The following is a 13,034-nucleotide window of genomic DNA, read 5'->3' as shown; positions in this document are numbered from 1 at the left end:
TTTTATGAATAAGACTGTTTCTGTCATTATGCCTGTTTATAATGCGGAAAAGTATGTAGCGTTTGCCATAAATTCTGTCTTGGCGCAAAGCTATTCAAATTGGGAATTGTTGGTTGTAGATGATTGCTCCACCGATTTATCGGTTACCCTTGTTAGTGATTATGTAAAAAAGGATAACAGAATTCGTCTTTTTCATACAGATAAGGCCTCTGGTTCTCCTTGTGAACCTCGCAATGTCGGTATAAGAAATGCGCAAGGTCGTTACATTGCCTTTTTGGATAGTGATGACGTGTGGTTGCCTAATAAGTTGTCGGAACAGCTAAGGTGGTTTGATGATGGAAGGACTGCCATTGTGTATTCTAATTATGAGAAAATAAGTGAGGAAGGAGTACGGGCAGGAAGAATAGTAACTGCTCCACAGCAAGTCTCTTACAAAGAATTACTGAAAGGGAACGTGATTGGTAATTTGACCGGAATGTATGATGTAGAGAAAGTAGGTAAGGTATATTGCCGGAAGATACATCATGAAGATTATGTACTGTGGTTGTCTATTTTGAAAAAAGGATATATAGCAAAAAATACAAATGCGGTTCATGCTTTATACAGAGTGAGAAAACAATCTGTTTCTGCCAACAAACTGGCTGTTGTTTCTTGGCAATGGAATATTTACAGGAATGTAGAGAAAATCGGTTGTTTCAGCACCTGTTATTATTTTGTACATTATGCTTGGCGTGCATTATTGAAATGTAAAAAATAAAATATGAATTATAAGATTATTGATACGCAGAAGATTGTTGACTATATAGTTTCTTGTTCTGCTGTTGTTCGAGTTGAAGACATCATTCGGTACTCCGGTGCGGACAAATTGCGTGTATATCCCGCCCTCTTCGAATTGGAGCAAAGCGGCTTTCTTGAAGTCGTGGAGCGTGAAGAACTTGGAGCGCCGTTGGTAGTGCGCAGGAGAAAGGATGTTTTCCAAGTGGAGTGTGACCGTATGTAATACAATAAAACAAGTAAATGACGGGTAACAGCGGTTACTTTGTTTTAGGCGCAGCCGAAATCGCTTTTTTGAAGTGGTTTCGGCTGTTTTTATTTGCAATTATTATTTTTTAGTCCTCCAAATTGTATTTTAGCTTTTGGTACTTACGAATAGTTTCCCGTTGAAGATTCTCAAGTGTGCTTATTTCTATGGACAGTTGGCGAAGCCGGGGATTGGTTTCTTTAAGAATGCGTCCTGTCTTGTAGTCGTAGATATCCGGTACAATCTCCCGGTTCTTCTTACATTCATTCAATAGATAGGAAGCACAAGCGATGTAATGCTCTTTGAGGGCTTTACGTCTTTTTTCGAGTAGCGGACGGTAAGCTGCGTCTTCATTATATATGCGTTGGTAGAAACCGTCTAAGGCTACTTTACGGTCTTTCTTTTGCTCGCCATTGGCGGCTCTTTTATATAAAGAGTCGAGGGTGGTGTATTCAGGATAGGACTTCAACAGTGCTTCGAATTCTTTTTTAGCTTCTTCGTAGGCCAACCTTTTAGGTTCCAATTCCTGTGGCTTTATGGTGGTGGCAAGTTGTACCAACCGGGGCTCTTGGTTGAAGTTTGTAATTTTGGAGAGTTTTTTGCAATATTCGATGTACTTTTCCGTCATTTCCCAATTGTATTGTAAGGTTTTCTCTTGTAAATCGGTCTGTATGCTTGCCAGTGCATTTTCCAATTGAGTGATTGCATTTTGTAAAGAATCTGCCTTAGAAAGGGGTTGTGCAACTGTCGGTAACAGGCTGCAAAAGGCAAAAGACAATAATAAAATACTTTTTTTCATGATACTTAGATATTCTTGGTTAGTTATCGGGCAAATATAAATTCTTTACCTTACAAATCCAATAAATCTTTTACTTTTTTGAGAAATCAATGCAGGAGATGTTTTCTGCCCTAAACAATTTTTGCCATAATTTGCTTTCTGCTCTAAACAAATTCGTATCTTTGTGCTCCAAATAATTAACACCTCTGTTTCTATGCAAGAAAAGATTATTATTCTTGATTTTGGCTCACAGACCACGCAGCTTATCGGGCGCCGGGTTCGCGAGTTGAATGTATATTGCGAAATTGTGCCTTACAACAAATTTCCTCAGGGAGATGCAAGTGTAAAGGGAGTTATTCTTTCGGGCAGCCCGTTTTCCGTATATGATGGAAGTGCGTTTAAAATAGATTTAAACGAGATTCGCGGTAAATATCCTATTTTGGGAATTTGCTACGGTGCGCAGTTCATCGCTTACACCAACGGCGGAAAGGTTGAACCTGCAGGCAGCCGTGAATACGGACGTGCTCATCTGGCCTCTTTTGACAAGGAAAATGTACTTTTCAAAGGAGTGAAGGAAAACACTCAGGTTTGGATGAGCCATGGTGACACAATCACCGCTATTCCTGCTAATTTTAAAACAATAGCCTCGACAGACAAAGTGAAGATTGCCGCTTATCAGGTGGAAGGTGAAAAGATGTGGGGTGTTCAGTTTCATCCGGAAGTGTTCCATAGTGAAGACGGCACACAGATGCTGAAGAATTTTGTTGTGGAAGTGTGCGGTTGCAAGCAAGATTGGAGCGCCGCATCATTCATTGAAACTACAGTGGCCCAGCTTAAGGAACAGCTTGGCGATGACAAAGTGGTGCTCGGCTTGAGCGGGGGTGTTGACTCTTCCGTTGCTGCCGTACTGCTGAATCGTGCTATCGGCAAGAATCTGACTTGCATTTTCGTGGATCATGGTATGCTGCGCAAGAATGAGTTTAAGAATGTGTTGCACGATTACGAATGCCTTGGGCTGAACGTGGTGGGTGTGGATGCAAGCGCCAAGTTCTTTGCAGAGCTGGCAGGCGTGACCGAGCCGGAAAAGAAACGTAAGATTATCGGAAAAGGCTTTATCGATGTGTTCGATGAAGAAGCCCATAAAATAAAAGATGTGAAGTGGCTGGCACAGGGTACTATCTACCCCGACTGCATTGAGTCGCTTTCTATCACGGGAACCGTAATCAAGAGCCATCACAACGTGGGTGGTCTGCCCGAAAAAATGAATTTGAAGCTCTGCGAACCGTTGCGCCTGTTGTTCAAGGATGAAGTTCGCCGTGTAGGACGCGAATTGGGTATGCCGGATCACTTGATTACCCGTCATCCTTTCCCCGGACCGGGACTGGCCGTGCGTATCTTGGGTGATATAACTCCGGAGAAGGTGCGCATACTGCAAGATGCGGACGATATATTTATTCAAGGCTTGCGCGACTGGAAAGTGAAGGATGCCGAAGGCAATGAAACGGTGCTTTATCATCTGGTTTGGCAGGCAGGGGTTATTCTGCTTCCGGTACAGTCTGTAGGTGTGATGGGTGATGAACGTACTTATGAACGTGCCGTTGCCTTGCGTGCCGTAACTTCTACCGATGCCATGACCGCCGATTGGGCACATCTGCCTTATGAGTTCTTGGGCAAGATTTCCAATGATATTATCAATAAGGTGAAAGGGGTGAACCGCGTAACCTATGATATTTCGTCAAAACCACCTTCCACAATAGAGTGGGAATAAGTTATATTTTGGAATGTCAGATTGATAAGGATTTATCATTCTGACATTCTTTTTACAGACATCAGCTTCTCTGCATCGGGTATTGCGATTTCTCCGCGATGCAACTCCACCAATCCTTCCGTTTGCATACTGTTGAGTGCCTTTGATACTCCTGCACGGGTGTCATTGACAATTAGAGCCAAGTCCTCCATTTTTATTTTCAATACTTTTTCTCCCGACAGACGCTCTACGTGGCTGAGGATGAAGTGGGCGATGCGTGTCTCAAGATTATCATCCGCCACTTTCCATAAACGGCTGTGCAGTATTTGGGCGCGGTTGCTCACTATATTCATGTAGTTCAGGCGGAATATCTCGTAATTGAACAGCTCTTTCATTACGAAGGCTTTGCTAATGCTGACGGTATGTACTTCTGTCTTTGCCCGGTAGGTCGAAGCATATGACGTCTTCATGCCGAACATGGAGTAAGGCTCGATGAGGCAGGGGGCCGGAATATATTCCGTAAAGCTATAGGAGTCATCAGCGGATGATGTGGAAGAGACTATTTCTCCTTTTAGTACAAACACCAGCTCGTGGCAAGGGGCGCCTTCTTGCAGAAGAAGTTCTCCCGGCTTATGTTTCGTGAAATGCAATTTTACCTTCTCCAAAATGCAGGTGAAGTCTTCTTGGGCAAGTCCTTGGAAAAGGGGCAATTGTAATAGTGTATCGAACATTGTTTCCATATCATTTTCATCTTCTTGTTTCAGAACAAAAGTAGGTATAATCGGTCTCTGCCGTAAACACTTACCCTCTCTTTTTGTTTTTTTTATTATTTCTTAAACGTGCTACTCATTCAGTTTTAAGAATTTTTGCGGAATGCATAAAAATAGATTATCTTTGCAAATAAAAAAGGAGGGACGTATGTTTTCAGAGTTTAATTGGCAGCAAATGACCAGCGCTTTCATTGTACTGTTTGCCGTAATAGATATAATTGGCTCTATTCCTATCATCATTAACCTGAAAGAGAAAGGAAAGGATGTAAACGCCCTAAAAGCTACGCTAATATCGTTTGCTCTGTTGATAGGTTTCTTTTATGCGGGTGATATGATGCTGAAACTGTTTCATGTAGACATAGAATCATTTGCAGTGGCCGGTGCGTTCGTCATTTTCCTGATGTCGTTGGAGATGATTCTTGATGTTGAGATATTTAAGAACCAGGGGCCTATAAAAGAAGCTACATTAGTCCCGTTGGTATTTCCGTTGCTGGCAGGGGCCGGCGCTTTTACCACACTGCTCTCTTTGCGTGCCGAGTATGCCAGTGTAAATATTATCATAGCACTGGTACTGAACATGATATGGGTGTATTTTGTGGTCAGTATGACGGGACGAGTAGAACGTTTCTTGGGTAAAGGCGGAATCTATATCATTCGTAAGTTCTTCGGCATTATCCTGTTGGCAATCTCCGTACGCCTGTTCATGGCAAACATATCACTGCTGTTGGAGAGTTTTCATCATTAAGATTTAAAATCTGAATCTTCATCTGCAAACGGGTCCGGACGTTGAGGCCCGTATTTCATAAAAGCAACCGAACAGAGTGTGCCTGTGATGGCTCCGCTGAGATGTCCTTCCCAAGAGGTCGTTTCTTTGGCGAACTGCGGGAACATATTCCATACCAGCCCTCCGTAAAGGAAAGTTATTAATAAAGAGATTGCTATAAGCGGCATGTGCTTGCGTAACAGGCCGCTGAAAAAAAGAAAGAAAGCCAGTCCGTAGATGATGCCGCTTGCACCGATATGCCATCCCGGTTTGCCTATTAAAAAGGTAAGAAGTCCGCAACCCGTCCAAATTGCGAAAAATATATACGGTGCGATGTCTCGATAGAAGTAGAACAGACACCAAGACAGAAAAAAGAGCGGGATGGTATTTGCTAAAAGATGTTTGAAACTGCTGTGCACCAGCGGATGCGCGAATATGCCGAACACTCCCCGCTTCTCCATCGGGTACACCCCAAGACGGGTAAAGTCCCAGTCCATACCTGTCTCCAGAAATTTCAGTGTATATAAAATGAACAGTAAAAATAGCGGTATAACCGCTGCCAGAACTATTCGTCGGGCGTCATGCTTCATATATTGTACAAGGATTGGTTATTTTTGTACAATGCTACGAATTATTTACTTGAAAAACGAAAAAAAACTGACTTTTTATTTTGCGTATAGGCTTTAATTTGTATTTTTGGGCATCGCTACAAGCTTTGTAGCGCATATACCTGAATAATTAACCTTTAAATAATGCACAACTATGAGTTATTTACGATTTGACAAGACCTTGATGGTTAATCTGCAAGAATCTTTGCCAAGGGAGATACTTCGGACTAACAAATCGGGGGCCTATCATTGTACAACAATTGTAGATTGTAACACACGCAAATATCACGGCTTGTTGGTGATTCCCGTCCCCAACCTGGATGATGAAAACCATGTGCTGCTGTCTTCTTTGGATGAAACGGTAATTCAACACGGTGCTGAGTTTAATCTGGGGCTGCATAAGTATCAGGGGAATAACTTTAGTCCGAATGGGCATAAGTATATCCGTGAGTTCGACTGCGAGCATATCCCGGCAACGACTTACCGTGTAGGAGGTGTAATCCTCCGTAAAGAGAAAATTTTTGTACATCACGAGAACCGCATTCTGATTCGTTATACCTTGGTCGATGCCCACTCGGCAACAACACTCCGGTTCCGTCCTTTCCTTGCATTCCGCAGTGTACGCGAATATACGCACGAAAATGCCCAGGCAAACCGTGATTACCAATTGGTGGAAAACGGTATTAAAACCTGTATGTATCCCGGTTATCCGGAACTTTATATGCAGCTGAACAAAAAGAATGAATTCCATTATCAGCCGGATTGGTATCGTGGCATTGAATATCCGAAAGAACAGGAACGCGGATATGACTTTAACGAAGACCTGTATGTACCCGGCTATTTTGAAGTAGATATAAAGAAAGGCGAAAGCGTTGTGTTCTCTGCCGGTATTTCGGAGATTTCGCCGCGTAAGCTGAAACAGACCTTTGAGGCCGAAGCCGAGGACCGCACTCCGCGGGACAGTTTCTATCACTGTCTGAAAAATTCGGCTCACCAGTTCCACAACAAACAAGGAGATGAGCATTATGTACTTGCCGGTTATCCCTGGTTCAAATGCCGTGCACGCGATCTATTTATTTCTTTGCCCGGTTTAACTTTGGCGGTGGACGAACAAGATGAATTTGAAGATGTTATGAAGACTGCGGAGAAAGCTATCCGCGATTTCATAGAAGATAAGCCGGTAGGCTATAAAATTTATGAAATGGAGCATCCCGACGTACTCCTGTGGGCAGTATGGACTTTGCAGCAATATGCTAAAGAGACCTCGCGCGAACAGTGCCGTCAGAAGTATGGCAAGTTGCTGGAAGATATTATGAACTATATCCGTGGCAGGAAGCATGATAACCTTTTCTTGCATGAAAACGGTTTGCTTTATGCCAATGGTACGGAGAAGGCTGTAACGTGGATGAACTCTACGGCTAACGGTCATCCCGTAATTCCGCGCACCGGCTATATTGTTGAGGTGAACGCTTTGTGGTATAATGCGTTGCGTTTTGTGGCGGATATAGTGCGTGAGGGCGGAAACGATATACTTGCAGGCGAATTGGATGCTCAGGCTGAAATTACGGGAAAATCTTTTGTGGATATTTTCCGTAACGAATACGGCTATCTCTTCGACTATGTAGACGGTTATATGATGGACTGGAGCGTTCGTCCCAACATGATATTCGCTGTTGCCTTCGACTACTCTCCACTGGACCGTGCACAGAAGAAACAGGTGCTCGATATTGTGACGAAAGAATTGCTGACTCCGAAAGGCCTGCGTACGCTGAGTCCTAAGAGCGGCGGATATAATCCGAACTATGTCGGTCCTCAGATTCAAAGAGATTATGCATATCATCAGGGTACGGCGTGGCCATGGCTCATGGGATTCTATATGGAGGCATACTTACGCATCTATAAGATGAGCGGCATTTCGTTTGTAGAGCGTTATCTGATAGGTTTTGAAGATGAAATGACAAGCCACTGTATAGGTTCGCTGCCTGAACTGTTTGACGGAAATCCGCCATTTAAGGGTAGGGGGGCAGTGTCGTTTGCCATGAATGTGGCAGAGATTCTGCGTATTTTGAAATTGTTGTCTAAGTATAATTTATAAGAGGAGGAACGAAGATGAAAGTTTTAATGTTTGGTTGGGAATTTCCTCCCAAAATATATGGCGGTCTTGCAGTTGCATCATACGGAATAACTAAGGGACTGAGTTTGCAGGGGGATGTGGAAACAACTTTCTGTATGCCGAAGCCCACAGGCGAAGAAGAGAAATTCCTGAATATAATCGGCATGAACCAAGTGCCTGTTGTGTGGCGTGACGTTGATTACGATTATTTGAAGTCGCGTTTGTCGACGATGAGTCCGGAACAGTATTATGCATTGCGCGATCATATTTATTCGGATTTCTCCTATATGCACGTCAATGATTTGGGGTGTATGGACTTTGCCGGCGGTTATCCGGGAAATCTGCACGAAGAAATCAATAATTTCTCAATTATAGCCGGAGTGGTTGCACGCCAACAGGAGTTCGACATTATCCATGCGCACGACTGGCTGACTTATCCGGCAGGTGTACATGCGAAAATGGTAAGCGGAAAGCCGCTTTGCATCCATGTGCACGCAACGGACTTTGACCGCTCGCGCGGTAAGGTTAATCCTACCGTTTACTCTATGGAGAAGAATGGAATGGATTATGCGGACTGCATAATGTGTGTATCGGAACTTACCCGCCGTACGGTTATCAATGAGTATCATCAGGATCCGAGAAAGGTGTTTGCCATGCACAATGCGGTATATCCGCTCTCACAGGAGTTGCAGGACATTCCGCGTCCGGATCATTCCAAAGAGAAGGTGGTGACTTTCCTTGGGCGCATCACTATGCAGAAAGGTCCGGAATACTTTGTGGAAGCTGCGGCGCTGGTGTTGCAGCGTACCCGCAACATCCGCTTTGTTATGGCGGGTTCGGGCGATATGCTGAATGCCATGATTAATATGGCTGCCGAGAGGGGCATTGCCGACCGGTTCCACTTCCCGGGCTTTATGAAAGGAAAACAGGTGTACGAGGTCTACAAGAACAGTGATGTATTCGTCATGCCTTCCGTATCCGAGCCTTTCGGTATTGCGCCGTTGGAAGCCATGCAGTGCGGAACGCCCTCCATCATCTCCAAACAGTCCGGATGCGGTGAAATTCTCGATAAGGTAATTAAAACCGATTATTGGGATATTCACGCTATGGCCGACGCCATCTATTCTATCTGTATAAACCCGTCTCTTTTCCACTATCTTCAGGAGGAAGGCAAGAAAGAAGTGGACGGAATTACGTGGGAAAAAGTAGGCTTGAGAATCCGCGCTCTTTATGAGGATGTGTTAAGAAACTATGGTAAATAATAAAATACTGAATACAAATGAGAACTATCTGTCTTTATTTTGAGATACATCAAATTATACATCTGAAACGTTATCGTTTCTTTGATATCGGCACCAATCATTATTATTATGATGACTATGCCAATGAAACAAGCATCAATGAAGTTGCCGAACGTTCGTATATTCCTGCCTTGAATACGCTCATTGAAATGGTGAAGAATTCGGGAGGTGCGTTCAAAGTGGCTTTGTCTGTCTCTGGTGTGGCATTGGAGCAATTGGAAATCCATGCGCCTGCAGTAATCGACCTGTTGCATCAGCTTAATGATACGGGATGCTGTGAATTCCTTGCCGAACCGTACTCGCACGGTCTGTCTTCACTGGCCAATGAGGATTGCTTCAAAGAAGACGTAATGCGTCAGAGCGCCAAGATGAAACAAATGTTTGGCAAAGCTCCGAAAGTGTTCCGTAATTCCAGTTTGATATATAATGATGAAATCGGTGCTGTAGTGGCAAGTATGGGCTTCAAGGGTATGTTGACCGAAGGTGCCAAGCACGTCCTCGGTTGGAAGAGTCCGCATTATGTGTATCATTGCAACATGAACCCGAATCTGAAGTTGCTGTTGCGTGATTTCAAATTGTCAGATGATATAAGCCTGCGCTTCTCTAATTCGGAATGGAGTGAATATCCTTTGTTTGCCGACAAGTACATCAGTTGGATTGACGCATTCCCGCAGGAAGAACAAGTCATCAATATATTTATGGAACTTTGTTCACTGGGTATGTCGCAGCCGCTGTCTTCCAATATTCTGGAATTCCTGAAAGCGTTGCCTGCATGCGCTAAGGAAAAGGGCATTACTTTCTCAACTCCTACGGAGATTGTCACTAAATTGAAGTCTGTTTCGCAGTTGGATGTTCCATATCCTATGTCGTGGGTGGACGAAGAAAGAGATACGAGTTGCTGGCTGGGTAACGTGATGCAGCGTGAAGCCTTCAATAAACTGTATAGTGTTGCCGAACGCGTACATATCTGTGATGATCGCCGTATCAAGCAAGATTGGGATTATCTGCAGGCAAGCAATAACTTCCGCTTCATGACGACTAAGGATAGCGGTGTGGGCTTGAATCGTGGCATTTATGAGTCTCCGTATGACGCATTCACCAACTATATGAACATTTTGGGAGATTTCATCAAACGTGTTGATTCTCTCTACCCGATAGATATTGATAACGAAGAGTTGAATGCTTTGCTTACTACTATCAAGAATCAGGGAGATGAAATAGAAGAATTGCATAAAGAACTGGAAAAAGCGCAGAATAAGTTGGAGAAGGAGAAAGCTGCCGAGAAGAAAAAAGAAGCGAAGACAGCTCCTAAAACCGCTACAAAACTGGCTGCCAAAAAGCCTGCAACAAAGAAAGCTGCACCGAAGAAGAAAGCTGAATAAGCAACCTTTCCGATAGGTAATGAAAAACTCCCGTTCCGAAATATCCGGAACGGGAGTTCTTTTTATGTATCTGATTGATGGAACTTTTATTTATTAAAAGAAGTATAGGTTACTTCTATTTCCAAATCACTTCCGCCAAAGGCGGGATCTCCACCTTTAAGTTTGGCATAGGTAGGCTTTAAGTCATGCTGGATGCCAATCATGGAAGGAGTCTGGCTGTTCGTGTCGTAGGTCACAACTACGGGGATTAATACTACCTTATCCCAGTTTTTTCCTTCATCTGTTTTACTCCAGCTTTCTTCCCAGGAAGCTTCATCCCATGAACTTCCGGCAGTTTCTTTAGCTTTCTGCTTGGCGGCCTTTTTCTCGTTGATGCAGGCTGACACTAAGCGGGCTATGTTTTTAAAGGTGTATTGATTAGTTTCTACATTGTTGTGGGTTGCCACAAATGATGTGACATTGTCTGTCAATTCATTGTTTACAAAGAAAGAGTCCATATCTTTCATGCGTACCAATAAAACGGTTTGCGGCGCACTCATGCTGAATTTGTATTGTTTGTCCTGGCTATAGTTGGTGAAAGTCAATTTAACTGCATTCAGCGTATCATTGGTCAACTTTTCAGCTATTTCGTCATAGGGCAGGGTTGCTTCTGTGAAGATGCCCGCCGGTGATTTCAGATAACTCCAACCCTTTTCGCTGTCGCTGTTTACTTTTTCCTCCAGTTTTTCTGAGTTTTCAAATTTATTGGCTTGGATTACTTCTTTGGTGGAAGCAAAAGCAACGGCTGTGGCGTAGTATAAAGAGTCTGAACCCGCTTCACCGTCTTTGTCGGTGACTTTCTTGGTAAGCTTCACTCCCAGGCTGTCTACGTAATGGAATTGGAACTGCATCTGCAGGTCTACACGGTCTACATAAAGGATAGTCCCATCACCGTAATCAGTTTGCAGATAGACGCCCTTGAATACGTTTTCGATAAACTTCTCCGAGTTATCAAAATAATCATTCTTTCCTTCCTGATATTCACGGTTCAGCTTCAGAATCTTGTTTCCCAAATCTTTGCTCAATGGGAAAGTGATGTTGGGATAATAAATGGAATTGCCGCTTGAGTCAGTTGCATTTCTTACAGAATCGGGCACTGAGGTGTCATAGGCTGTATATGCTTTTCTGCCCAAGAGTGTTTCGTTGTTGTAATATTCCTTGACATCAATATTGGTGTACCGATACATTTCGGGCTTTTTACGTACTTTCAGCCAATCTTCGTCCAACTCATATGCACTCATTCTGCATGCATTTAGGGAGTCGCCGAACCAACTGGAGTAATAGACCACTAACTGGATTTTTTCTACCTCGTCTTTAACCATTGTACCGGTACCGCTTTTCCCGTCAGCGCTTTCTTTATATACAGCGGGGAAAGTAAAATTCTCCGTACAGTTCAATTCTGCTAAAAAGCTGGCTTCGTAGCTTCCGAACCCTTCGGATTCGGGATCTGTAAACTTACCGATATATCCCGTACTGGTTTTGGAATAAACTTTCTTTGCAAGAATTGATTTGGTAGTAACATTAAATTTTTCGGTTTGGGCTTTGATACCGTCTGAATCGGGCAACATATCCATGCCCAATGTTCCGGTGTTGTCATCACATCCGTAGAAAGCCAGGAGTGCTAAAAGCAATATTCCTAAATATTTTACTTTCATAATTGTTCGTCTTGAAATCAACTTTATTCTTGTTCTTCTCCCCAAACTTGGTCGTAGAAGTCGTTGCAGGCATCTGCGAAGTTTTCGGGAGATTGATAACCTAAGATAGGTTTACCGGCTTGCCGGGCATACTCCATGACTTCTTCGTTTACGTGTTCGCTTTGCTGAATAACACCGTCGGAATAGTCTATCGCCAATTTGCAGAGAGCCGTATAATCAATCGGCTCTTTCAAGTCGGTAATATCTTTCTTGGTGATACCCTTCAGAAGGAGCTTGCTTGCGAAATCGGGGTGAAACGGCTGCTTGAAGTCATCGTCATACAGTGAAAAGACTACTTTTGCATCTCTGAATGAAGGTTCGTCTTTGTATGCTTTCTTGATATACAGCGGTGCTAATGCAGTCATCCAGCCATGACAGTGGATGATGTCCGGACACCAGCGCAGTTTCTTAACAGTCTCCAGTACGCCACGGGCATAGAAGATAGCACGTGCGTCGTTGTCTTCGTACTCAACACCGTTTTCGTCAATCACTTGCAGGCGGTTCTGGAAGTAATCATCGTTGTCGATGAAATAAACCTGCATACGGGCAGACTGTATAGATGCTACTTTAATGATAAGCGGATGGTCGGTATCGTCAATAATAAGGTTCATACCGGAGAGACGTATCACTTCGTGCAACTGATTTCTGCGCTCATTGATATTTCCCCATTTGGGCATAAACGTTCTGATTTCTCTGCCTTTTTCTTGGATTGCTTGCGGCAGGTTTCTGCCTACAAGGGACATCTCGGATTCTGAAACGTAAGGGGTAATTTCTTGTGTTATAAATAAAACCTTGTTCGCCTTTGTCATAATAACAAT

At 43.5% G+C, this 13,034-nt stretch carries 12 protein-coding genes; 7 read left to right on the top strand and 5 right to left on the bottom strand.

The window, feature by feature from the left end:
• The first annotated feature begins 4 nt into the window (after window positions 1–4).
• Window positions 5–757 (top strand): glycosyltransferase family 2 protein, encoded by a 753-nt coding sequence (locus DW121_RS00685; protein WP_118322733.1) that lies wholly within the window; start codon window positions 5–7, stop codon window positions 755–757.
• 3 nt (window positions 758–760) lie between these two features.
• Window positions 761–1,000: a hypothetical protein gene (locus DW121_RS00680; RefSeq protein WP_118322730.1), complete on the top strand. Its 240-nt coding sequence runs from the start codon at window positions 761–763 to the stop codon at window positions 998–1,000.
• Between the two features lie 109 nt (window positions 1,001–1,109).
• Here the strand turns inward: DW121_RS00680 and DW121_RS00675 are convergent, their stop codons facing one another.
• Entirely contained in the window at window positions 1,110–1,820 is a 711-nt protein-coding gene (locus DW121_RS00675) for a DUF5039 family protein (protein WP_117711194.1), read from the bottom strand.
• 193 nt (window positions 1,821–2,013) lie between these two features.
• Between DW121_RS00675 and guaA the strand changes: the two genes are divergently transcribed.
• On the top strand, window positions 2,014–3,567 hold the full coding sequence (gene guaA, locus DW121_RS00670; protein WP_117711195.1) for a glutamine-hydrolyzing GMP synthase: 1,554 nt from the start codon (window positions 2,014–2,016) through the stop codon (window positions 3,565–3,567).
• A gap of 35 nt (window positions 3,568–3,602) precedes the next feature.
• On the opposite strand, the gene DW121_RS00665 is transcribed toward guaA, so the two are convergent.
• Window positions 3,603–4,286, bottom strand: coding sequence for a Crp/Fnr family transcriptional regulator (locus DW121_RS00665; protein ID WP_118322727.1), 684 nt, complete (start codon window positions 4,284–4,286; stop codon window positions 3,603–3,605).
• A 178-nt stretch (window positions 4,287–4,464) separates the two neighbouring features.
• Between DW121_RS00665 and DW121_RS00660 the strand changes: the two genes are divergently transcribed.
• Window positions 4,465–5,061 carry a MarC family protein gene (locus DW121_RS00660; RefSeq protein WP_117711197.1) on the top strand — a complete coding sequence of 199 codons (597 nt, stop codon included), beginning with the start codon at window positions 4,465–4,467 and terminating at the stop codon, window positions 5,059–5,061.
• Here the strand turns inward: DW121_RS00660 and DW121_RS00655 are convergent.
• Complete coding sequence (locus DW121_RS00655; RefSeq protein WP_118322724.1) at window positions 5,058–5,669, bottom strand: rhomboid family intramembrane serine protease; 612 nt, start codon at window positions 5,667–5,669, stop codon at window positions 5,058–5,060. The genes DW121_RS00660 and DW121_RS00655 overlap by 4 nt on opposite strands.
• A gap of 172 nt (window positions 5,670–5,841) precedes the next feature.
• Between DW121_RS00655 and DW121_RS00650 the strand changes: the two genes are divergently transcribed.
• The 3 genes from DW121_RS00650 to DW121_RS00640 are packed head-to-tail and all read left to right on the top strand — an operon-like array spanning window position 5,842 to window position 10,483.
• On the top strand, window positions 5,842–7,782 hold the full coding sequence (locus DW121_RS00650; protein ID WP_117711199.1) for a glycogen debranching enzyme N-terminal domain-containing protein: 1,941 nt from the start codon (window positions 5,842–5,844) through the stop codon (window positions 7,780–7,782).
• A gap of 14 nt (window positions 7,783–7,796) precedes the next feature.
• On the top strand, window positions 7,797–9,062 hold the full coding sequence (locus DW121_RS00645; protein ID WP_117711200.1) for a glycosyltransferase family 4 protein: 1,266 nt from the start codon (window positions 7,797–7,799) through the stop codon (window positions 9,060–9,062).
• Window positions 9,063–9,079: 17 nt separating this feature from the next.
• Window positions 9,080–10,483: a glycoside hydrolase family 57 protein gene (locus DW121_RS00640; protein WP_117711201.1), complete on the top strand. Its 1,404-nt coding sequence runs from the start codon at window positions 9,080–9,082 to the stop codon at window positions 10,481–10,483.
• A gap of 86 nt (window positions 10,484–10,569) precedes the next feature.
• Here DW121_RS00640 and DW121_RS00635 read toward each other — a convergent pair whose 3' ends face one another.
• Both DW121_RS00635 and DW121_RS00630 read right to left on the bottom strand, forming a co-directional pair.
• Complete coding sequence (locus DW121_RS00635) at window positions 10,570–12,177, bottom strand: DUF4270 domain-containing protein (RefSeq protein WP_117711202.1); 1,608 nt, start codon at window positions 12,175–12,177, stop codon at window positions 10,570–10,572.
• 23 nt (window positions 12,178–12,200) lie between these two features.
• Entirely contained in the window at window positions 12,201–13,025 is an 825-nt protein-coding gene (locus DW121_RS00630; protein WP_118322721.1) for a glycogen/starch synthase, read from the bottom strand.
• Between the last annotated feature and the right edge of the window lie 9 nt (window positions 13,026–13,034).

The sequence above is a fragment of the Bacteroides sp. AM10-21B genome (genome assembly GCF_003472565.1).
Lineage (GTDB): Bacteria > Bacteroidota > Bacteroidia > Bacteroidales > Bacteroidaceae > Bacteroides > Bacteroides propionicigenes.
The sequence above is the reverse complement of the archived record's forward strand: the minus strand, read 5'-3'. Positions and strand labels throughout refer to the sequence as shown.